This is a genomic window from Streptomyces lunaelactis, from assembly GCF_003054555.1.
Lineage (GTDB): Bacteria > Actinomycetota > Actinomycetes > Streptomycetales > Streptomycetaceae > Streptomyces > Streptomyces lunaelactis.
On record NZ_CP026304.1, the window covers coordinates 1,226,866 to 1,249,677 of the forward strand.

The 22,812-nt window shown below is 71.9% G+C and carries 16 protein-coding genes and 1 pseudogene; 10 read left to right on the top strand and 7 right to left on the bottom strand.

Going from position 1 to position 22,812, the window contains the following annotated elements; genetic code table 11:
* The gene (locus SLUN_RS05280) at positions 1 to 1,248 is read right to left on the bottom strand and encodes a nitric oxide synthase oxygenase (protein ID WP_108154544.1); all 1,248 of its coding nucleotides are present in this window, start codon (positions 1,246 to 1,248) and stop codon (positions 1 to 3) included.
* Positions 1,249 to 1,384: 136 nt separating this feature from the next.
* Positions 1,385 to 2,887, bottom strand: a complete 1,503-nt coding sequence (locus SLUN_RS05285) for an FUSC family protein (protein ID WP_108154545.1) — start codon at positions 2,885 to 2,887, stop codon at positions 1,385 to 1,387.
* Positions 2,888 to 3,132: 245 nt separating this feature from the next.
* Between SLUN_RS05285 and SLUN_RS05290 the strand changes: the two genes are divergently transcribed.
* From SLUN_RS05290 to SLUN_RS05320, 7 genes are all read left to right on the top strand, one after another.
* Positions 3,133 to 3,615 carry an Lrp/AsnC family transcriptional regulator gene (locus tag SLUN_RS05290; RefSeq protein ID WP_108147379.1) on the top strand — a complete coding sequence of 161 codons (483 nt, stop codon included), beginning with the start codon at positions 3,133 to 3,135 and terminating at the stop codon, positions 3,613 to 3,615.
* 25 nt (positions 3,616 to 3,640) lie between these two features.
* Positions 3,641 to 4,336 (top strand): HAD family hydrolase, encoded by a 696-nt coding sequence (locus SLUN_RS05295; protein WP_108154546.1) that lies wholly within the window; start codon positions 3,641 to 3,643, stop codon positions 4,334 to 4,336.
* Between the two features lie 97 nt (positions 4,337 to 4,433).
* Positions 4,434 to 6,653, top strand: coding sequence for an NADP-dependent isocitrate dehydrogenase (locus SLUN_RS05300; RefSeq protein ID WP_108147380.1), 2,220 nt, complete (start codon positions 4,434 to 4,436; stop codon positions 6,651 to 6,653).
* A 448-nt stretch (positions 6,654 to 7,101) separates the two neighbouring features.
* On the top strand, positions 7,102 to 7,521 hold the full coding sequence (locus tag SLUN_RS05305) for a hypothetical protein (protein ID WP_175314171.1): 420 nt from the start codon (positions 7,102 to 7,104) through the stop codon (positions 7,519 to 7,521).
* A complete protein-coding gene (locus tag SLUN_RS05310) occupies positions 7,511 to 8,167 on the top strand; it encodes a hypothetical protein (protein ID WP_108147382.1) in 657 nt (218 codons plus the stop codon). Before SLUN_RS05305 ends, SLUN_RS05310 begins: the two co-directional genes overlap by 11 nt.
* A gap of 2 nt (positions 8,168 to 8,169) precedes the next feature.
* Positions 8,170 to 12,939 carry a putative T7SS-secreted protein gene (locus SLUN_RS05315; protein ID WP_108147383.1) on the top strand — a complete coding sequence of 1,590 codons (4,770 nt, stop codon included), beginning with the start codon at positions 8,170 to 8,172 and terminating at the stop codon, positions 12,937 to 12,939.
* Between the two features lie 13 nt (positions 12,940 to 12,952).
* Entirely contained in the window at positions 12,953 to 13,729 is a 777-nt protein-coding gene (locus tag SLUN_RS05320) for a hypothetical protein (protein ID WP_108154547.1), read from the top strand.
* Positions 13,730 to 13,773: 44 nt separating this feature from the next.
* On the opposite strand, the pseudogene SLUN_RS05325 reads toward SLUN_RS05320, so the two are convergent.
* Positions 13,774 to 14,316: pseudogene (locus tag SLUN_RS05325) on the bottom strand (nitrobindin family protein).
* 110 nt (positions 14,317 to 14,426) lie between these two features.
* On the opposite strand from SLUN_RS05325, the gene SLUN_RS05330 reads away from it, so the two are divergent.
* From SLUN_RS05330 to SLUN_RS05345, 3 genes are all read left to right on the top strand, one after another.
* Entirely contained in the window at positions 14,427 to 16,499 is a 2,073-nt protein-coding gene (locus SLUN_RS05330) for a DUF4139 domain-containing protein (protein WP_108147384.1), read from the top strand.
* Between the two features lie 8 nt (positions 16,500 to 16,507).
* Positions 16,508 to 18,070, top strand: a complete 1,563-nt coding sequence (locus SLUN_RS05335; protein WP_108147385.1) for a DUF4139 domain-containing protein — start codon at positions 16,508 to 16,510, stop codon at positions 18,068 to 18,070.
* 246 nt (positions 18,071 to 18,316) lie between these two features.
* Entirely contained in the window at positions 18,317 to 19,117 is an 801-nt protein-coding gene (locus tag SLUN_RS05345) for a VOC family protein (RefSeq protein ID WP_108147386.1), read from the top strand.
* A 157-nt stretch (positions 19,118 to 19,274) separates the two neighbouring features.
* On the opposite strand, the gene SLUN_RS05350 is transcribed toward SLUN_RS05345, so the two are convergent.
* Genes SLUN_RS05350 through SLUN_RS05365 form a run of 4 tightly spaced genes read right to left on the bottom strand, consistent with a single transcriptional unit; the run spans position 19,275 to position 22,782 of the window.
* On the bottom strand, positions 19,275 to 19,496 hold the full coding sequence (locus SLUN_RS05350) for a Trm112 family protein (RefSeq protein ID WP_108147387.1): 222 nt from the start codon (positions 19,494 to 19,496) through the stop codon (positions 19,275 to 19,277).
* Positions 19,493 to 20,386, bottom strand: a complete 894-nt coding sequence (locus SLUN_RS05355) for a DMT family transporter (RefSeq protein WP_108147388.1) — start codon at positions 20,384 to 20,386, stop codon at positions 19,493 to 19,495. The genes SLUN_RS05350 and SLUN_RS05355 overlap by 4 nt, the downstream gene beginning before the upstream one ends.
* Before the next feature lie 15 nt (positions 20,387 to 20,401).
* Positions 20,402 to 21,163 carry a class I SAM-dependent methyltransferase gene (locus tag SLUN_RS05360; RefSeq protein ID WP_108147389.1) on the bottom strand — a complete coding sequence of 254 codons (762 nt, stop codon included), beginning with the start codon at positions 21,161 to 21,163 and terminating at the stop codon, positions 20,402 to 20,404.
* A 26-nt stretch (positions 21,164 to 21,189) separates the two neighbouring features.
* A complete protein-coding gene (locus tag SLUN_RS05365) occupies positions 21,190 to 22,782 on the bottom strand; it encodes a condensation protein (protein ID WP_306610678.1) in 1,593 nt (530 codons plus the stop codon).
* Between the last annotated feature and the right edge of the window lie 30 nt (positions 22,783 to 22,812).

Here is a 22,812-nt window from a genome sequence, read left to right on the forward strand (position 1 = left end):
TCACACGCACCCTTCGCCCCGGGCGCGTGCCATCGCCTCGGGGTGGTGGACATAGGCGGGGCGCCACTGGGTCGGGTCGTACGTCCGGTGGAAGACGGGTGTCGCGGAGCCCGATATCGGCGGCACGATCCACGACCAGTCGGCGCCCACACCTCGGCCCCGGCTCTGCTCGCGGTCCATGTGTGTGAGGAAGCGGCGCGACTCGGTGTGGTGGTCGCTGACGGTGACTCCGGCGCGGTCGAAGGAGTGCAGTACGGCGCGGTTCAGCTCGACCAGCGCCCGGTCCTTCCAGAGCGAGCGGTCGCTGGAGGTGTCCAGGCCCAACTTCTCGGCGATACGCGGCAGCAGGTTGTAGCGGTCGGTGTCGGCGAGGTTGCGGGCGCCGATCTCGGTACCCATGTACCAGCCGTTGAAGGGGGCCGCGGGGTAGCAGATCCCGCCGATCTCCAGGCACATGTTCGCGATCGCGGGTACGGCGTGCCAGCGCAGGCCGAGACCCCCGTACCAGCTCTGCTCGGGGTGGTGCAGCTCCACTTCGAGTACGGCGTCGCGCGGCAGCTCGAACAAGCGCGGTTTGCGGTCCCCGTCCTCGATCACCAGGGGCAGCAGGTCGAAGTGCGTGCCGGGGCCGCCGGGCCAGCCGAGTTGGAAGGCGCGTTCGGTGATCCCCGCGTTGCGCGGGTCGCCGACGGCGGACCCGTGGTCGGCGGCGTAGCCCGCGTACCGTACGAGCTGCTCGTTCCAGATCCGCGGTCCTGGACGGTCGGGTGCGTCGGGGGCGAAGACGGTGATCAGGGGGCGGATCCGGCCGCCGTTGGTGGCCTCCCTCAGGTGCTGTGCCGCCTCGCGCGCCACGCCGTCGGCGTCGTCGACGTGTCTGCGGTCGCGTATCTGCAGGGAGCGCCAGTAGAGCCGGCCGATGCACCGGTTGCTGTTGCGCCAGGCGACGCGTGCGCCGTAAACGAGTTCGGCGGCGGTGTGGCGGTAGGTGCCGGTCGCCTCGATCTCCGCGTGTACGGCGGCGATCCGGGCGGCCAAGTCGCCGCTCGCCTCCTCCTCCCGGTGATGGAGCCGGAGGAACTCCTCCGCCTCCTCGACCAGTTCACGGCGGGACGCCGGCGGGCCCGCGACCGGCTGCTCGGCGTGGCCCACCGGGCAGCGGGCGTCGGGCGCCTGAGCGTCCGCCCACTCGTGTGCTTCCACCCGTGTGCCGGTCCGGCGCAGGGCTCTGAGCAAAAACTTCCGCATGGTGTGCACCCCCGGGGTCCCGTCCTGGAGGGGACGTATGTGGATGCCGCTGTGGTTACCCCTTGAACAGGCTGATCTACCCTGTGTGTGCCAGGTGAAATTGCCTCATTTCCTGGCCATGTGTCGATGCGCCAGGTCAGGCGGGCACGAGGGGGGCGCGCGGGGAGGTACACAGGGGCGCGGCAAGGTCCTCGAGCGCCCTCTCCAGCCCGTGCAGATGCGTGAGGGCGGCCTCGGCCCCTGGATGATGCCGCGGGGCCGGTACGGAGACGATGTGGGCCTTCGCCTGCCCGGTGACGGGCGGCACCAGCGCATGCACAGCCGCTTCGACCCGGGCGCAGGCGGCGGCCAGCCGCGCGTCGTGGGAAGCGTCCGGGTCGGCGGCGACGGTGGCGAGGCCGCGCACCGCACGCGCGCAGTCGTCGAGCAGCCCGATCACCTGGCGGGCGCGCGCCTTGCGGGCCCGCAGCGGGCTGAGCGGGTGGACGAGCGGGGCGAGGGAGTGGCGTACCCGGCCGAGCAGCAGCTCCAGCTCGGCGGCGAGCGGCGCCGGATCGGCCTGCTCGTCGCCCGCCAGCCGGCGCGCGGCCGTGGTGGTGCAGCCGTGCACGCAGTGCAGCGCGCGGCGGATCCAGGCGTCGGTCGCGCCATGGGTGCTGACGGGCAGGATCAGCGCGACGCCGAGGGCGGCGCCGAGCGCGCCGACCGCCGTCTCCTGGAAGCGGAGGAGCAGCAGACCGGGGTGCAGGACCCCGAGGAGCCCGTACAGCAGACCGGCCATGACGGTGACGAAGAACATCATCCAGCTGTACGAGGGCGCGGCCGTGTAGAAGATGCCGAAGACGCAGACGGCGACCAGGGCCGCGGTGGGGGCGGGCGCGCCGGCGATGGGGATCGCGATCAGCAGCCCGGCGGCGATGCCCGTGACCGTACCGACGACCCGGCGGAAACCGCGGACCAGGGTCTCGCCGCGCGATGCCGTGTTGACGAAGATCCACCAGGCGGTCCCGACGGCCCAGTACCAGCGGTCGGGGGAGATCAGCAGTCCGGCGGCGATCGCGACGCCACAGGCCACGGTCGCCTGGAACGCCTGGCGAGTGGTGGGGCGGGCGAGTCCGCGGCCGGGGAGCGGGGCCGGCGCGGCGGGCGGGGGCATACGCCGCTCGATGCACCACAGGCCGAAGCGGACGGCCGATGTCGCGGCCAGCGCGAGTGCCACCGCGCCGTACAGCTCAGGCAGCTGGGCCGGGACCGCGTGCAGGAACTGGGTGACGAAGAACATCATGAACGCGAAGATCCCCAGCGCATGTCCGCGCGGGCCCCAGCGCCTGGCGTAGACACCGCAGAAGACCACGGCGAGCCAGGCAGCGGCGCGAAGCGGCGGGAGCCCGTGCAGGGTGGTCGCGAGGGCGAGTACGGGGAAGCCCGCGGCGGGCAGCAGGGCGGTGGTGACGGCCTGGCGGCGCACGGTCGGGTCCCCGACGGTGAACAGCGCGAGGAGCGCGGCGAGTCCTCCGGTGATCGAGGCGACGAGGGAGAGCCCGGCCAGCTCGGCCGCGGCCACCGCGAGACTGACGCCGAGCACGGCGCGCGCGGAGACACGCAGCCGCAGACGCCCCGGATCGGGGGCGACGAACATCCTCTTCACGCCGGTCACGCTCTTCACGACGGCCGTCCCGCCCCCTTGCTGTTCAGCACCCTCTGCAGACATGGCAAAGGCGCCGCGGGTCCGGTCGGGCTCCGTCGCCGTTCCGGCGCTGCGCAGCGCCCTCTCTGTGCAGAGGAAAGCATCACAAGGCACATTGGCTCAAATCGATCACGATAGGCTGAGCCATTGGCACAGCCAAAGACACAACGCCTGCACCAGAGGGAGGCCAACGGACCATGACAGTGGACGCACTGGACACCCGGATCCTGCGGCTGCTGATCGAGCAGCCGCGCACCAGCGTGCGCGAGTACGCCCGGATCCTCGGCATCGCCCGCGGCACCCTGCAGGCCAGGATCGACCGCCTGGAGCGGGACGGCGTGATCACCGGCACCGGTCCGTACCTCTCCCTCGCCGCCCTCGGTCATCCGGTGCTCGCCTTCGTCCATATCGAGGTCACCCAGGGACATCTGGACGAGGTCGGAGACGCGCTCGCCGCGCTGCCCGAGATCATCGAGGCGTTCTCGATCACCGGCGGCGGAGATCTGCTGACCCGGGTCGCCGCGCGGGACAACGGACATCTCGAGGACGTCATCCAGCGGCTGATCCAGCTGCCCGGTGTGGTGCGTACGCGTACCGAGATGGCCTTGCGCGAGCGGGTGCCGCACCGGCTGCTGCCGCTGGTCGAGTCGGTGGGCAGGGCCGCCGGTACCTCACGGTGAACCCCGTCTTGGCATGCTGGAGCGCATGAGCACTCCGGGTACCCCTTCGGTCATCTTCGATCTCGACGGCACGCTCGTGGACAGCGAGCCGAACTACTACGAGGCGGGGCGCCGCCTCCTGGCCGAGCACGGCGTGGCGGACTTCAGCTGGGAGCACCACACGCGGTTCATCGGCATCGGGACGCGGGAGACGCTGGAGGTGCTGCGCGAGGAGTACGGGATCGAGGCGCCGGTCGACGAGCTGCTCGCCGGGAAGAACCGGCACTATCTGGAGCTGGCGCGCGCTTCGACGGACGTGTTCCCCGAGATGCGGAAGTTCGTGGAGCGGCTGCACACGGCCGGGGTGCCGATGGCGGTGGCCTCCGGCTCCTCCCGCGCCGCCATTGAGGCCGTGCTCGCCGGCACCGGACTCGACGCGTTCATCCCCACGATCGTCTCCGCCGAGGAGGTCGCGCAGGGCAAGCCGGAGCCCGACGTGTTCGTGGAGGCCGCGCGCCGTCTGGGTGCCTCGCCCGCCGACTGTGTGGTGCTGGAGGACGCGCCTCCGGGAGCGGCGGCGGCGCACGCGGCCGGCATGCGCTGCGTCGCCGTTCCGTATGTGCCCGGGACGGCCGGCGACCCGGCGTTCCTGGCGGCGGGGCTGCTGTTCGCGGGCGGGCAGAGCGAGTTCACGGCGCAGGCCGCGTACGACTGGCTCGTTGTGGCTGAGCCTTCCTCCTGATCGCTCGACATTGGTGGGGCAGGGCCCTGTCGAGAGGGGGTCGGTCACGAGATATCTTGATGTCGAGCAATGTTGCAGACGTGGAGCGGAGCACCCGGTGACTGACTCGACCATCATCTATACGCACACCGACGAGGCCCCGGCCCTGGCGACGTATTCGTTCTTGCCTGTGGTCAAGGCGTACGCCTCGACGGCCGGGGTCACTGTGGAAAGCCGTGACATCTCCCTGGCGGGGCGGATCATCTCCAGCTTCCCGGAGCGCCTCGAGGAGAGCCGGCGCGTCGACGACGCGCTCGCCGAGCTCGGTGAGCTGGCCAAGACCCCCGGTGCGAACATCATCAAGCTGCCGAACATCTCGGCTTCGATTCCGCAGCTGAAGGCGGCGATCGCCGAGCTGCAGGAGCAGGGCTACGCACTGCCCGACTACCCGGACGACCCGAAGACCGACGAGGACAAGGACGTCCGCGCGCGGTACGACAAGGTCAAGGGCAGCGCCGTCAACCCCGTGCTGCGCGAGGGCAACTCCGACCGCCGCGCCCCGGCGTCGGTCAAGAACTACGCCAAGGCGCACCCGCACCGGATGGGCGCGTGGACGGCCGACTCGAAGACGAACGTCGCGACCATGGGCGCCGACGACTTCCGCTCCACCGAGAAGTCCGCGGTCATCGCCGAGGACGGCTCGCTTCGCATCGAGCTGGCGGGGGACGACGGCAGCACCACCGTGCTGCGTGAGTCGGTGCCCGTACTGGCGGGCGAGGTCGTGGACGCGTCCGTGATGCGCGTGGCGGCGCTGCGCGAGTTCTTCACGGCGCAGATCGCCCGCGCCAAGGCCGAGGGCGTGCTGTTCTCGGTGCACCTGAAGGCCACGATGATGAAGGTCTCCGACCCGATCATCTTCGGCCACGTGGTACGCGCCTTCTTCCCGAAGACGTTCGCCGAGTACGGCGAGACGCTCGCCGCGGCCGGCCTGACCCCGAACGACGGTCTCGGCGGCATCCTCAAGGGCCTGGAGTCGCTGCCCGAGGGCGTGAAGATCAAGGCCTCCTTCGAGGCCGAGCTCGCCGAGGGGCCCGAGCTGGCGATGGTCGACTCCGACCGCGGCATCACCAACCTGCACGTACCGAGCGATGTCATCGTCGACGCCTCCATGCCGGCCATGATCCGCACCTCCGGTCACATGTGGGGCCCCGCCGGCGAGGAGGCCGACACCCTCGCGGTGCTCCCGGACAGCAGCTACTCCGGCGTCTACCAGGTCGTCATCGACGACTGCCGCGCCAACGGCGCCTTCGACCCCTCCACGATGGGCTCGGTCCCGAACGTCGGTCTGATGGCGCAGAAGGCCGAGGAGTACGGCAGCCACGACAAGACCTTCGAGATCCCCGTCACGGGCACGGTCCGCGTCGTCGACAGCAACGGAAACGCCGTCCTCGAGCAGGTGGTCGGCGCCGGTGACATCTTCCGCATGTGCCAGGCCAAGGACGCGCCGATCCGGGACTGGGTCAAGCTCGCCGTCACGCGCGCCCGAGCGACCGGCGTGCCGGCCGTGTTCTGGCTCGACGAAGGCCGCGCCCACGACGCGCAGCTGATCGCCAAGGTCAGGACGTACCTCGCGGACCACGACACCGATGGCCTGCAGATCGAGATCATGCCGCCGGTCGAGGCGACCGCGTTCTCCCTGGAGCGCATCCGCCGCGGCGAGGACACGATCTCCGTCACCGGCAACGTCCTGCGTGACTACCTGACCGACCTGTTCCCGATCCTGGAGCTCGGCACGAGCGCCAAGATGCTCTCGGTCGTCCCGCTCATGAACGGCGGCGGGCTCTTCGAGACCGGCGCCGGTGGCTCCGCCCCGAAGCACGTCCAGCAGCTGGTCAAGGAGAACTACCTGCGCTGGGACAGCCTGGGCGAGTTCTTCGCGCTCGCGGCCAGCTTCGAGCACCTGGCGCAGACCACGGGCAACGCGCGCGCCCAGGTGCTCGCCGACACCCTCGACCGCGCGACCGCGACCTTCCTGAACGAGGACAAGTCGCCGACCCGCCGCGTCGGCGGCATCGACAACCGCGGCAGCCACTTCTACCTGGCGCTCTACTGGGCGCAGGAGCTGGCGAAGCAGACCGACGACGTGCAGCTCGCCGAGGCGTTCGCCGCGCTCGCCAAGACACTGACCGAGCAGGAGCGGACCATCGTCGACGAGCTGCTCGCGGTGCAGGGCTCGCCGGCCGACATCGGCGGCTACTACCTGCCCGACGCGTTCAAGGCCGCGGCAGTCATGCGTCCTTCGGCGGCGTTCACGCAGGCGCTGGCGATCCTCGGCTGACGTCCGCACCTCGTTCCGCCCCGGTTGGCACTGCGTCCGGCCGGGGCGGTTCTGTGTTCCCCGGCAAGATCCAAAAGACACTCACCAGGGCGTGCCAGGGCACGCGAGCCCGGCACGATCGGCCGGACAGGACCTATGCGCCCACCGCCTCGCGAGCGCCACCGCGTTCCGGGCCCGCGCCGGCTTGCCTCGATGACGTCCAGAGCACGTGCGCGTACACCTGATGGCCGGAGCCTCAAGTCGGCCTACCGTAAGCAGTGTTGCTCATCAGCGCGATGACACCTCCCGTGACGGGGGGCCGTTCCCAGGGCGATCTCCATCAGCACCGGCCGGCGACTCCCGTGCCCTGAGACCAGTCGGCCCCGAGCGGACCTCACGAGAACCGACCCTGCCATTCCGCGCGTCCTGATCTGCGGTGCCATCAGTCACCTACGAGGCGGGAGGGGCCGTGGAGCAGGCAAGGACAGCGCTCGCCGAGCGAATAGCCGAGCGGAGAAGGGGAGTCGGTGACCCTCGTGCGCTGGTCGGTGAGATGCGGCGCTCGGTCCTTCTGGTGCCGACGGCCGGCGGAGGTCTCTGGTCGGCGCGTTCGGGCGGGGTGCGGTGGATCTGCGGGTTCACCGACGAGGCCGCACTGGCCCGGTTCGCCCTGCTTCACCCGTCCGGAGATCAGCCCATGGACTACGCGGCGCTGCTGGGCGCGCGCATCGTCGACGAGGTCGTGCCGTCCCTGGACGAGCCCGCCGGCCTCGCCGTCGACATCGCCACCGAGGACGGGTCGATGTTCTTCCCGCCGGTCGTCGGCATCGTTCCGGACGGCGTCGCCGTCGACTCCGGTGAGGCAGGGGGGCGCGGCCATGGGCGGTGACGGGGCGGATCTGAACTTCGACAAGGCGTCTGTCGCGAAGTTCACGCAGGGCGTGGGCGCGACCATCGACCAGCTCGGTGAACTCGGCGGCGCCACGGGTTCGGTGATGGGCAAGGGCTTCTCGGGGCTGTCGATGACCGGGATGGAGGCCGGGCACCACGGCCTCTCGGTCGACTTCGAGGACTTCTGCGAGCGCTGGGAGTGGGGTGTGCGCGCCTTGGTGAGCGACGCCGGCGCGATCGCGAACCGCCTCGGCCTGGCGGCGGGCACCCAGTGGGAGCACGACCAGTACGTCGAGGGCGCACTCAAGGTGGGCGTCAACTCCGTGATGGGCGGCAGCCCGCACGCCACCGAGGAGGAGATCACCCAGCAGGACTGGGGCGACGTGTTCACGCCGGACTACCTGAACCCGGACTGGAGCGCCGAGTCGTGGGATCAGGCCGGTCAGGAGATGGGGCAGACGTGGAAGGACACCGGCCGCACCGTCCTCACCGAGGGCCGGGGCGGCCGGCAGTCGGAGCTGCTCAACGACGCGCTCGGCATCTCCGACGACCAGTGGAACCAGGCGCTGGACGACACCTTCGGCCCGTCGCCGGAGGAGCGCGCCCAACAGGCGCAGCAGCAGGGTGAGTCCGGGGGGAACTGACCATGGGTATCGGCGACTTCATCAGTGACATCACGCCCGACTCGGTCGAGAACGTGGTCGAGGACGGCGTCGAGTGGGCCGGCAACCGGGTCGAGGACGCCGGGAACTGGACCGCCGACCGGCTGGACGAGGTCGGCTGGGAGTCCGGTGCGGACTGGGTGCGCGAGCAGTCCCGTTCGGTCGCCAACCGGATGGGCGCCGAGGTCGACGAGATGGACCTCGGACAGACCGAGGACAAGACCAAGCTGATCTACGGCAGCCCGGACGAGATCACCTCCACCGCCAAGAAACTCCGCGCCTTCCAGACGGCCTTCGACAACGCCGCCGAGGGCCTCAAGGGCCTCGACTCCTCCCAGCTCAAGGGCGAGGCGGCCGAGGCGCTGCGGGCCGCCGTGCGCAACCAGCCGCCCAAGTGGTTCACCGGAGCCGACGCCTGCGAGAAGGCGGCCGCCGCGCTGTGGGCGTTCGCCGGCACGGTCACCTGGGCGCAGGGACAGGCGCAGACGGCGATCGACAAGTGGAAGGAGGGCACCAAGGCCTCCACGGACGCCGCCGACGCGCACCGCAAGAAGGTCGACGACTTCAACAGCGCGGTCGACCGGTACAACGCCCAGCCCGCCGACAAGCGCGACCCGTCGACGCTTCCTCCCCGCCCCGCCGCGACGTTCGAGGACCCCGGCAAGAAGCTGCTGCAGGAGGCGCAGGACATCCTCGCCGAGGCCCGCAAGCAGCGGAACACGGCCGCGGAGACCGCGCGCACCGCGGTCCGCGCCGCGCGTGACAAGGCCCCGGAGAAGCCCTCGTACGCCCAGCAGTTGGGCGACGGGCTCCAGGAACTGCAGATCATGGGAGACCACGTCGGCGGCGGCATCATCAAGGGCACCGCGGGGATCCTGAACTTCGTCCGCGCGGTCAACCCCCTGGACCCGTACAACATCACGCACCCGGCCGAGTACGCCACGTCGCTCAACAGCCTGGCCGCGGGACTGGTGGTCGCCGCCAACGACCCGATCGGCACCGGCCGTCAGATGGTCAGCGACTTCATGAAGGACCCGTACGAGGGCTTCGGCCGTCTGCTGCCCGACGCGGCGCTGACCGTGGCCACCGGCGGAGGCGGCGCCGCGGTGAAGGGCGTGCGCATCGCCGCGGACATGGCCGACGCCGCGAAGGCGCGCAGGCTGGTCGACGACTCCCCCGACGGCACCCACCGCACCCCGGACGGCGACCGCGACGCCGGCGGCGACCCGGTGGACCTCGCCACGGGCCGGATGTTCCTGCCCCAGACCGACGTCGAACTGCCCGGCATCCTGCCGCTGGTCTTCACCCGCCGCACCGAGTCCGGTTGCGCGGCCGGCCGCTTCCTGGGTCCCGCCTGGACGTCCACCGTCGACGAGCGTCTGGAGATCGACGCCGTCGGCGTCGTCCACGTCACCGCCGAAGGGCTCCTGGTCCCGTACCCGCACCCGGTCCCCGGCGCGCCCACCCGGCCGGAGACGGGCAGGGCCCGCACCCTGCTGGCCCGCGACGCCCACGGCGACTACACGGTCACCGACCCCGACAGCGGCCTGGTCTTCCACTTCACCGCTCCGTCCGGCAGCGAGCCGGGCGGCGACGGCGACGCCTGGCTGTCCGGGATCACCGAACGCAACGGCCACTCCGTCACCGTCGACCGCACCGAGGACGGCCTGCCGCTCGCCCTGGTCCACTCGGCGGGCCACCAGATGAAGCTGTCCGTCGCCGACGGCCTGGTCACCGCCCTGTCCCTGGCCGGCGCGGGCGAGGGCGGCACGGACCTGCCGCTGATGGGCTACGGCTACGAGGACGGCGACCTCACCACCGTCACCAAGCCGTCCGGCGCCACCACCACCTTCGTCTACGACGACCGCCGCCGCGTCATCGCCTGGATCGACTCCAACGGAAGCCGCTACGACTACGTCTACGACGACCGCGACCGCGTCGTGGCGGAGGGCGGCGAGGCGGGCCACGTCCAGATCACGCTGGCGTACACCGAACCCGACCCCGGGACGGGCCACCACACCACCACGATCACCACCCCCGACGGGCACGCGACCCGCCACGTGTACGGCCCCGGCTGCCGGCTCCTGGCCATCACCGACCCGCTCGGCCACACCACCCGGTTCACCCACGACCCGCGCGGCAACACCCTGTCCCGCACCGACCCGCTGGGCCTCACCACCGCCTTCTCGTACGACGAGGACGACCGGCTGATCGCCGCCGTCCGCCCCGACGGCAGCGAACTGCGCACCGTGCGCGGCCCGTTCGGCCTGCCGGTGGAGGTCTTCGGGCCGGACGGCACCCGCGTGGTCCATGAGTTCGACGAACGCGGCAACCGCACGGCGGTCACCGACCAGGCCGGCACCACCACCCGTTACACCTACGACCACGGCGGCCGGCTCACCTCGGTCACCGACGCCCTCGGGGCCACGACCCGCGTGGTGTGTGACGCGGCGGGTCTGCCCGTGGAGGTGACCGACCCGGCCGGCGCCGTCACCCGCACCGAGCGCGACGCCCTCGGCAGGCCGGTCCGCGTCACAGACCCGATGGGCGGCGTCACGCGCCTGGAGTGGGACGCGGACGGTCAGCTCGCACGCCGTACGGGCCCCGACGGCGCCACGGAGTCGTGGACCTACGACGGCGAGGGCAACCTGCTCACCCGCACCGACGCGTCCGGTGGCGTCTCCCGCTTCGAGTACACCCACTTCGACCTGCCGGTCGCCCGCACCCAGCCCGACGGCGCGCGCTACGAGTTCGAGCACGACGCCGAGCTGCGCCTCACCCGCGTGGTCAACCCGCAGGGGCTGACCTGGAGTTACGAGTACGACGCTGCGGGCGACATCGTCTCCGAGACCGACTTCGACGGCCGCACCCTCACCTACCGGGTGGACGCCGCGGGCCGGCTCGCGGCCCGCACCGACGCGCTCGGCGGGACCGTCGAGTTCGAGCGTGACCAGCTCGGCCGGGCCATCCTCAAGGACGTCGACGGCCGGGTGACGACCTACGCCTACGACAGGGCCGGTCGCCTGCTGGAGGCGTCCGGACCGGACGGCGAACTGCGGTACCAGTACGACCGTCGCGGTCTCACCAAGACGGAACTGGTCGACGGCCGCCCCATCATGTACGCGTACGACGTCCTGGGCCGCCGTACGCGCCGCACCACGCCCACGGGTCACGTCACCTCCTACGCCTACGGCGCCGACGGACAGGCCCATCGCCTCACCACCGGCGGCCATCGCGTCGACTTCACCCACGACGCCGCCGGACGCGAGCTGGCCCGCGTCTTCGGCGACGCGATCACCGTGACCACCGCCTGGGACGAGGCCGGACGGCTCTCCGAGCAGCACATCACCGCCGGGGGACGCGCCGTCAACAGCCGCGCCTACTCCTACCGCGTGGACGGTCACCTGACCTCCGTCGCGGACCGGCTGTCGGGCACCCGCACCTTCGATCTCGACCGCGCGGGCCGGGTCACCGCCGTCCACGCCCGGGGCTGGACGGAGCGGTACGCCTACGACGACGCCGGCAACCAGACCTCGGCGTCCTGGCCGTCCGGCCACCCCGGCAGCGAGGCCACCGGACCACGTGCCTACACCGGCACCACCATCACCCGAGCCGGAGGCGTGCGTTTCGAGCACGACGCCCTCGGCAGGGTCGTCCTGCGGCAGAAGACCCGCCTCTCCCGCAAGCCGGACACCTGGCGCTACGCGTGGGACACGGAGAACCGCCTCACCTCCGTGACCACCCCCGACGGGACCCGGTGGAGGTACCGCTACGACCCCCTGGGCCGCCGCACCGCGAAACAGCGCCTGGCAGCCGACGGCGAGACCGTGGTGGAGGAAGTCCGCTTCACCTGGGACGGCCTGACCCTGTGCGAACAGACCACCCACCAGCCGGACCAGCCGAACGCGATCGCCCTGACCTGGGACCACCGTGGCGTCGTTCCCCTGTCCCAGACCGAACGGATCCTCACGGCCGACGACCGCCAGGCGGAGATCGACCGCCGCTTCTTCGCCATCGCCACGGACCTGATCGGCACCCCCACCGAACTGATCGACGAGTCCGGCGACATCGCCTGGCGCAGCCGGAGCACGCTCTGGGGCACCACCGCCTGGGCCCGTGGCAGCAGCACCTACACCCCGCTGCGTTTCCCCGGCCAGTACTTCGACCCCGAGACCGGCCTCCACTACAACTACCTCCGGCACTACGACCCGGAGAGCGGCCGCTACACCTCCCCCGACCCCCTCGGCCTCGCTCCCGCACCGAACCCCGTCGCCTACGTGGACAACCCGTACACCGGGTGCGACCCGCTGGGCCTCATGCCCAAGTACACGAAGGAGGAGAAGGCACAGAAGGCCAGGGAGGATGCCCACAAGGCTCTGGACGAGGTCATCCAGAGGGCGCAGGACGGCAAGATGAAGAAGGCCGGCAACTACCACGCGGACGACCATGGCTTCACTGAGGACATGGTCATGGAGATCCTCAAGAAGCCGGACGCGGTGTACCACTCGACGGCGGGCAGCGGAAACCTGATCTTCCGTCAAGGTGAGGACATCGTGGTGGTCCGGGCTGACCGTCAGGGGGCAGGCAACGTCATCACGGCATACGGTTCGTCCGGCATCAAGGGTCCTTCCGGGGCCGAGGCGCTGGGCGGCTTGCCCACCGACCCCGGTAAGCCGATTACGCACGCAGACGTGGTGGAGGGCAGGATTCCGGCCAAGAACGGCTACATGGCTCCCGCAGAGCAGGTCAGATGAGGTGACGTTCACCATGAGAATCACCATCGACGACAACTGGACCGCGACGGCGACGGGCGATCCGCTGCACATCACCCCGCGCTTCGATTTTTGGGACTTTCGTGTGCGCATCGCGGAGTACGCGAACGTGGAGGAATGGCAGCGGTTCCTGCTGGACACGTTCGGCAGTGGGCCGTGGCTGTGGGACACGCCTGACGAGCTCCGGTTCGATCAGGGCCGCCTCGAACTGGTCGGCGCCGAGCTTCATTTGGCCGGAGAGGCCGCCGATGCCGAGGACTCCGCCCGCGTTCCCGCCACACCCCTCGTCCACCCGGGCGGCCTCCGCGCGGACGAGGCCCGGGACTTCCGCCTGGAGGTGACCACGGAGCTCTGCCGCGCCCCCGGAGACACAGTGCTCACCTGCCTGCGCGACCTCGACGTCCTCGACGAGCCTCTGGAGGCCCGCATCGGCATCGCCCCCGACGTGGCGCTCCTGGTCCAGCACGGAACCGTCGTCGGCTGGAGCCTCACCGATCCCGCGCGGTACCTGACCACCGGCTTCGCCGCCCCCGACCCGGCTCCCCCCGTCCCGGCCACCCGGCTCCTGCTCACCGAATGCCTGGACCTCATCACCACGCCTCTGCTCGACGAGGTGAGGCGCCGGGAACCGGCCGCCCTGGCCAGCCTCCGGGCACTCGAGCACAGCCTGCGCAACCAGCGCGAGGACCGGCACCGAATCGACGCCCTGACCGTGAAGATCGCCGACTTGGTGGAGGACTACGCCGGCCGGCCGGCCGAGCGGAAGCCGTGAATGGGATCGCACCGCATGCCTGACACCCGACGCCTGACGCCTGGTCAGGGCTTCCGTCGGAGCCGTGCCGAAAGGTGGTGCTGCAGGGGCTGACCGACCGCCGCGAGGTCATGGACGAAGTCGAGCGTCTCCTCGTCCGTCACGGTGTAGCGGCGGCGGGTGGCGTTCACCTCCTTGGCCGTGGGCGTGAGCGCCACCTAGTGGCTGCTGAGCTCGACCGTGCCGGCGACGGCACTGCCGACCAGGATCTCCGCGATTCCGGTGGGCTGGGTGATCAACGCCTCCACCCGTCCATCGGGTTGGAGCCGCCACCAGCCGCTCTCCCGGGCCGACGGCCGCAGCGGGGTACCGTCCGCGTCGAGCAGCCAGGCGCGCGCCTCGTAGTGGAGGAACGGCCGCCCGTCGTGGCTGAAGGTGACCTCCTGCGCGTACGTGAACTCCTCGTCGAGCGTCGGATATCCGCCCCGGCCGCGGCCGGTCCAGGTACCCAACAACCCGGTCACCGGCGCGAGCAGTGCGTGCGGTGCGGGTGCGTCGTCCGGTCGCAGGGCGTCGGGATACGGGGGCTTCTGGGCGGGGTCGGACATGAGGTGCGCTCCTGGGTCGAGGCCGGTGCCGGACGGCAGCTTAGGCCGACGCTCCGACCGGCCGGGCGTAGGCTTCGCTCAGCATGAACGCGGCGCGGGGGGCGGAGTACATGACGGCTGAGCCGGCACACAGGTGGGGGTCGACCCTCGATTCGGTCGTGGTGTACGCGCAGGGCGCGGTCTGCCGCCGCCTGGCGCGGGGCAGTGTGCCGCCCGACGGCCGGGTACGGGTGACGGGACTGCCCCGCTCGCTGGACCCGGTTTCGCTGCGGGCCCGTGTCCTGGGCACCCCCGGAGTGCGCGTCACCGAGGCCCGCGTGGAAGTCGAGGCGAAGCCCCTCGCGACGGGGGCGCCCGACGAGTTGCGGCGCGAGTTCGAGCGGTTGCGCGACGCGTACGCGGCGGCCGAGGGACGCCGGGACCGGCAGCTGAGTCTGATCGAGGAGGTCAGCGCTCTCCACCCGGTCCCGCCTGCCCGCAAGCGCGAGGACCCGCACCGCCGCACCCCGGTCGACGCATGGCTGGAGCTCGCCGGCTTCGTCGACGAGCGGCTGACGGGACTGCACACCCGCCTCGTCGAGCTGGAAGAGGCGCTGCGCAGCGTCGAGCACGAACTCACCGTCGCCGCCGACAGGCTCGCCCGCACCTCGACCGACGCACCGCCGGCGCACGTGGAGACCACGGTCTGCGCGGTCCTGACCCTCGACGGCACCGGTGACGCCGAGGTGGAGCTGGAGCTGGAATACGGGGTGCCGGGCGCCGTCTGGGTGCCGACCTACCGTCTCACTCACCGTCAGGGCGACGGCAGCGGCCGTCTGGTGCTGCGCGCCTCGGTCGCCCAGCGGACCGGCGAGGACTGGACCAGCGTGCGCATCGCCCTGGCCACCGCAGATCTTCGGCGCCGCACCGACCTGCCGAAGCTCCGCTCGATCCGGATCGGACGCCGTCAGCCCGCCCCCGCGCCTTCCGGCTGGCGCGAGCCCCCGGCCGGGCTGGTCGACCTGTTCTCCGGGTACGAGGCGGCAGGCCCTGGCCCGGCCACCACCGCCGCACCCGCGGCTGTCGGGGCCGGTGCCGCCCCCGGTCCCGTCCCGCCACCGCCAACGCCGCCCGCACCGCAGGGCTACGGCGCTCCCCCGGGCGCTCTCCCGGTGCCCGGCGGTGCGTACGGCGCTCCCCCGGAGGACTTCCGCAGCGCGATGCCCGCCCCCGCGCAGCCGGTTGGGGCGCGACCCGGCGCCAGGTCGCGTACCGGCGGCAGGTCCTTCGCAGGTGCCCCCGCCGCCATGGCGCCCGCGGCTCCTGGCCGGGCTGCGCCGCCACCCCCTCCGGCACCGGCGGCCGGTCCCCCGCAGCCGAGCGGCGCCGAACTCGACTACGCCGCCCTCGTCCTGTGCGGCCCCGACGAGCAGGCCAGTCGCAGAGGCCGGCTGTTCCCCGGCTCTCCCTTCGACCCGTTGGCGGCCGAGTACCGCCGCCGCGCCGAAGCGGTGGCCGCGCTGCCGCTGCCCGGACAGGCCGTGCGGCCCCGCGAATCGGCGGGTTCCTTCGACCACCGCTTCGATGCCACCGCCCGCGCCGACATTCCGTCGGACGGCACCTGGCACACCGTCACCGTCGGCGAGATCCCGGTCGGCCTGCGTACCGAGTACCTCTGCGTGCCGTCCGTGGAGCAGACCGTGTACGCGACGTTGGTGCTCTCCAACGCCACCGACCAGGCACTGCTGGCCGGCCCGGTGGAGGTCACCGTCGACGACGACTTCCTGCTGACCGCCGCACTGCCCACGCTCGCCCCCGGCGGTGTCCGCCAGGTGGGGCTCGGACCGGCCGAGGGCATCCGGGTCACCCGCCGTACGAACCTGCACGAGTCGACCTCGGGCCTGCGCAACAACACCACCGTGCTCGACCACCGCGTCCACGTGGAACTGGCCAACCGGCTCGCGAGGCCCGTCACGGTCGAAGTCCGCGAGCGGGTGCCGGTCACCTCCGAACCGGACGTCCGGATCGAGGAACGGGCCGACTGGACGGCACCCGACGAAGGCACGGGGCCCGATCGCCATGCCCCGGGCACCCGCGTCTGGCGACTGGACCTGCCCGCAGGCTGCACTGCCGCCCTCGACGGCGGCTACGAGATCCGCATCCCGACCGGCAAGGCCCTGGTCGGCGGCAACCGCAGGAGCTGACACACGCCATGTCCACGGCCCCGAAGACGATCGCCCTCCCCATCACCGCCGTCACGTGCCTTGAGGATCGCGCCCACATCGAGCGCGCCGTCGTGCTCGACCTGGAGGCCGGGGTCCAGCGGCTGCGTCTCGGGCCGGTCAGTGCGCTGGCCGTCGACCGGACCCTCCATGCCGAGCTGACCGCCGATCGCCCCGCGACCGTGCTCGACGTGCGGATCGTCCGCAGCTGGACGCCGCGCGGGCCGCTGCCGTCCACCGACGACGACTCCGCCCTGCGCCACCGCGTACACGCCCTCGAAGAGGAGCGGCTGGCCCTGGGGCAGCGACGCGACCGGCTGCATGCCCGCATTGACCTGCTCGGCCGCCTCGCCGTCGATCTGCTGCGGGAGATCGGCGAAGGCGCCGGCTCCGGGGAGGCCGAACGGCCGCGCTGGGCCCTCGAACTGGACCGGGTGGACGACGAGCGCGACGCGCACGGCGAGCAACTCCGCACCGTGGAGGCCCGGCTGGCCGCCCTCGCCGCCGAACTCGGGGAAGCCCAGCGTGCCATGCACCTCTCCGAGGAGGAGCCCGCCGAGCTGGTCGGCCATATCGAGTTGACCGTGGAGGCCGCGGTCGCCGGGCCGGTCGGGCTGCGCCTGAGCCACCTCACCCCGTGTGCACTGTGGCGACCCGCCTACCGCGCCGTGCTCGACGGGGACTCCCTGACACTGGAGACCGACGCGATGGTCTGGCAGCGCACCGGTGAGGACTGGTCGGACGTACGGCTGACATTGTCGACGGCCCGCTCGGCGCTGGCCGCCGATCCGCCACGGCTGGGCGAGGACCGGCTGACGCTCAAGGACCGCTCCGCAGCGGAGCGCCGCACGGTCGACGTCGAGCTGCGCGAGGAGGAGATCGGGGACCTCGGCCCGGCCCCGGTGCTCGGCCTGCCGGGGGTGGACGACGGCGGCGAGGTGCGGGTGTTGAGATCCTCCGCGCCGGTCTCGGTGCCCGGTGACGGCCGCGCCCACCGGGTGCCGCTCTCCGCGTTCACCACGGCCGTGCGAAGTGAGTACGCCTGCTCACCCGAGGCGTCGCCGCTGGTCACCCAGGTGGTGCGGTTCGACAACCTGTCCGGCCACGCGCTGCTCGCCGGGCCTGTGGATCTGGTCCGCGGCAGCGGATTCAGCGGCCGTGGCACGCTGGACTTCACCGCCCCCGGCGCCCCCGTTGAGCTGGCCTTCGGCAGCTGCGACGATTCCAGGGTGGTCCGGCATGCCGAGGAGTCCCGCGACTCCGCCGGAATCACCCAGCGGACCGTGGTCACCCGCACGGTCCGGCTGCACCTGTCCCGGTTCTCCGCCCCCGGGGAGCACGGCGAGCGGGTGGTCGTCCTTCGGGAGCGGATCCCGGTCTCCGAGGTCTCGGCGGTGGAGATACGCCTGCACAAGGATTCATGCTCCCCGGCGCCCGACGTGGTCGACGCCGAGGGCATCGCCCGGTGGAGTGTCACCCTCCCGCCCGGCTGCCGCCGCACGGTCACCCTCGTCTACGAGCTGTCGGCGAGCGCCAAAGTCACCGGGCTCTGAGCTCGGTGGGCCGCTGCACGCCTGCTCGTTCACCTCGCGTGTCTTCGGGTCCTGGAGCTCGGCCAGCTCGGCCATCACCTCGGCCACCATCGTCTCGGCCACCTCAGCCTCCTGTCCATCACATGCGAGATTCAGCCTACGAGGGGTTGCCCCCTTCCCGGGAGCGGGAGCGGTCGATCGACGGGCGAGTGTCAGTGTCCGGTGCCACGCTAAGGACGTCACACGATCTGCGAAAGGGCAATCGCCATGATCACCACTGACTTCGCCCCCGGCTCCCCCTGCTGGCTCGACCTCGGCGCCCCCGACGTCCGTGCCGCCGCGGCCTTCTACGGCGCCGTGCTCGGGTGGGACTACGAGTCCATGGGTGAGGGGGAGGACATGGAAGGCGGGATGTTCCGGAAGGACGGCAAGATCGTCGCCGGGCTCGGCAAGCTCACCGAGGAGGGAGCACGCTCGGCCTGGATGATCTACTACAACGTCACCGACGCGGACGCCACGTCCCAGGCCGTCGAGAGCGCCGGCGGCACGGTGCGGGTGCCGCCGATGGACCTCGACGAGTGGGGCAGGATGGCGCAGTACAGCGACCCTCTGGGGGGCCAGTTCGCCGTCTGGCAGCCCGGGACGAACAAGGGCGTCGATCTGGTGGACGAGCCGGGCTCGCTGTCCTGGACGGAGCTGTACACGAGCGATGCCTCGGCCGCGAAGGAGTTCTACGGCGGCGTCTTCGGCTGGCAGTTCAGTGACATGGAGCTGCCGGGCGGCGGGGGCACGTACTCCCTCATCACCCCCGCCGAAAAGCAGCCCGAGGAGCGCATGCACGGCGGCCTGATGGAACTTCCCAAGGAGAACCTCGCCCTGGCGAACGGACGGCCGTACTGGCACCCGGTCTTCAACGTCACCGACTGCGACGCCGCGGTCGCCAAGGTCACCGAGAACGGTGGCAGCGTGCAGATGGGGCCGGAGGATGCCGAGGGCGTCGGTCGGCTGGCCGTCTGCCTCGACCCGTCGAACGCCGACTTCGTGGTGCTGACCCCCACCCCGAGCTAGGACCTGTCCGGCCGATCACGTGGCTGATCCGTGCCCAGGTCGTTGATACGGCCATGGGGACGGGCTGATGTTTGCGCGCCTACGGGGCAGCGGCACGGACCACGGCCTCTCGGGATGCCGGGTACGGTCGCGCTCGCGACCGCTGTCTCAGTAACGGTTACGAACTGCCAGAGTCGGGCAGTTCGGCGGGCAGTGCGTCGTGTTCCTGCTCGACGGCGGGCTCGCCGGAGGAGGGGAGCAGTTGCGGGATGCCGTCGACGATCGGATAGCGGCGGCGCAGGCGCGGATTGTAAAGAGCGCCCCTGATCTCGTCGAGGATCAGCGGACCCTTGTCGAGCGGGCAGGCGAGGATCTTCAGCAACGGGTTGTCAGGCTTCATGGCCGGGTTCCTTCGGAGGTGGAGGTGTCCGCGTCGTGTCGCGGCATGGTGAGCAGGACCGTTAGGGCCAACGCGGTGCCGCCGAGGCGCAGCAGCAGCCGCAGCGGGTCCTCGGGCAGTGGCTCGTCGAACGCGATCGTGCCACTGACGATGGTGAACACGCAGGTCACCGTCGAGCAGACCGGGACGATCAGCGACGCGCGGCAGCGCTGCAGGGCGGTCTGGGACAGCACCAGTCCGCTGATCCCGGTGAACAGCAGAAGGTACGGGTAGGGGGAGGCGAGCAGGGCCGGCACGGAGCCTTGGAGGTCCGAGGTGTCCAGGTGCCCGGAGATGCCCTTGATGGCGAGCGAGCTGACCCCGTAAAGCAGACCGACCGCCACCGCGTAGGCCACTCCGGTGGTCGGCTGCCGGTGACGCCGGCCGGCTCGCCGTTCCGCGGCCGCGTACAGCAGCAGTCCGGCCGCGAGTGTCGGCACGCAAAGTGCCAGCAGGAGACCTGAGGGCGCGCTGCGGCTGACCTCCTCGCTGCTCTCGTACAGCGAGGACACCACCATGACCAGCGCCAGCCCGGTGACGGCCACCGCGCGCTGTTCACGGCCGGAGGGGCGCTCACCGAGCACCACCGACGAGAGCACCAGCAGGAGGACCAGCCCGGACAGGAACAGACCCTGGGCGGCGGCGATCGGCAGTGTGCGGTAGACGGCCAGTTGGGCGGCGAACCCCAGGGCGAGCGCCGTGGCCCCGCAGATCCACAAGGGCCTGCCGGCCAGCAGGAGCAGGGCCCGGCCCGGCCGTGCGGCACTCAGCGGCGGCATGCCGGCCAGAGCCCGCTTCTCCAGGACGAAGCCGGTGCTGTACAGGACGTTCGCCGCCAGCGCGGCCGCCACTCCCCACACCACGGGCTACACCTTCCTCGCGTGCACCAGGAGGATGGAGGCGAGGGACGGCAGCCGGCAGGCCAAGCGGTCCAGCGGGCGGAGCGGGCGCGGTACTCCGTGGAACGGCGCACCGGCGACCGTCACCACCTCGAACCCGCACGCCGCCACGAACTGGCGCAGCGCGCGTGCCGTGTACAGGCGCAGATGGCCGACCACCTGACTGCCCGGTCTGCCGTGGATGTGGCGCAGACTCACCTCGGAGAACACCGGCTGGACTCCGGCGAGCAGCAGCCCGCGGTTGTACCAGGCGGCGAGGTTGGGCGTGGAGAGCATCAGATGTCCCCCGGGTCGCAGCACCCGGTGCAGTTCGTCGAGGGCGCTGTCGGGGTCGACGAGGTGCTCGACGACCTCGCTGAAGAGCACGGCGTCGGCGCTGCCGGAGGCGAACGGCAGCCCACCGCCGGTCAACTCGCCGCGGACGACCTGGCTCAGGCGCGGCGCCGCCCGGCGCAGCGCGCCCTGCGACCAGTCGACTCCCACGATGCGGTGCCCGTTCAGTTCGCCGGCGGCGGTCGCGGCCGCCGAGCCGTCGCCGCAGCCCACGTCGAGCACGGTCGCTGCCGGGCGGCCGGGCCCGACGGGCCCGAGGGCCTCGGCCAGCATCCGGGCTTGGCGCAGAGTACGGGCATCGCCGGAGGCGACGGGGACGGTGGGGTCCTCGTAGAAATCCCGCAGCCCGGGAACGGGCCGGGCCGGCGCAGGTACCGCCGCCTCCGGCGATTTCATGGCGGCGGAGCAGTGGGGTGAGGGGTTCATGACGGCCTCTCATGGTTCTGCCGGGCGGAGAGGGCTCCACCCGGTGTCGGGTCCGGACACGGTGCGTCGCGGTCGTGCGACCCGCCGGGTCGGCGAGCCTTCCCCCGAGCTCCGGGCGCCTCTGCGTTCGGAGCGGTGGCGTCGAGAGTGGTGGCGTCCGCCTCCGGTACGTCGGCCTCCGGTACGTCGGCTTCCGGTACGTCGGCTTCCGGTACGTCGGCTTCCGGCCCAGAACCCCCAGCGTTCGATCCGGGCCGGGTGACCTGTGACGTTGCCGAAAGCGCCTGCTCGAACAAGCCGGCCAGGTACGCGCCCGACGCGTCACCGAGCAGCGCCCGCGACCAGCGCAGAGTCACATGCAGTCGCCCGCCGGTGGAAGCCGCCGCCACGCTCAGCCCGCGCGGCATCCGCGCCGGTGCGGAGAACCACACGGCGTTCGCCCGGCCGGCGTCACCGAAGTCCAGCGCGTACGGAATGCGTCCGACATTGGTGACCAGCACCGTCGATGTCCAGGGCGCCGCCGCCCGCCGCGCGCCACGGGTGAGCCTGCCCCGGATCCCGACCGGCAGAAGCGGCGCAGTCAACAGGCCCGTCCCGGGCCCCAGCGGCGCACCGTGGGCCGACTTGAGCGCGCGGGTGCGCCGAGCGGTGGCGCGCAGCAACCGGGTCACGGCCGCCAGGTCCGGCCGCTCACCGAGCAGCAGGTCCGGGTCGCGCGGGTCCTCGGAGGTCATGGCCACCTCGACGAGCCGGGTTCCGTTCCCCATCGGCATCCCTCTGCCGCGCGGACGGTCGTCGACGGGCATGGTGATCCGCACCGGACCGGCCGGCCGGCCCTGCGAGACGTTCCAGCGGCCCACCATCAGTGACGCGGCGACCAGCAGTTGGTCGTTGACGGTCCACGGCGCGAGCCCGCCGGTCCGACCCACACGCGGCGGAACGGGCAGTTCCGCCTGCAGCATGCCGTTACCCGCGGCGCGGGCGCGCACCGGCTCGGGGCGGGAGTCCGGCGCGACTCGCACGGGCCGCGCGCACACCGCACGGCCCGTGCCGCCGGTCGCGGCCGGGGCCGGCCCCGAGGGGTCCGGCCGAACCGGCCCGGGGACGGGGAGAGCGGCCGAGCCGCCGTACTGTTCCGCGGTCGTGGCGAGCACCCGCAGCCCGGACCCTGCGTCGAGGGCCGTGTGATGCATCGTCAGCAGCAGCACGGTCCGGGTCGCCCCCGGCACGCCCGCCTCCGGCGGCTCACCGGCGACCGTTCCCCCGCCCACCTCGATGACTTCCAGGCGCATCGGCGGCGACAGGGCCAGTGACGGGCATTCCGTCAGGGCCCGCGCGCGGGCGCGGCCCAACGCGTCGGGTCCCGGCCGCGCGAAGCTCACCGGGTCGCTGTCCGGTTCGCCGGTCAGCTCCCACGCGAAGGACTGCCGGTGCCGGCGGCCGGGCACTTCCCGCATCAGCACCCGGGGGTGCGTCAGCAGCGCCCGCCGGAACGCGGTCCGCAACCGTGCCGGGTCCAGCCGTCCGGGCAGATGGACCTCGATGTGTACGGTCTCCGGCTCGTCGTCACTGAGGCAGTGCCGCGACACCTCATCGATGGGCCGAAAGGGAATCCGGAC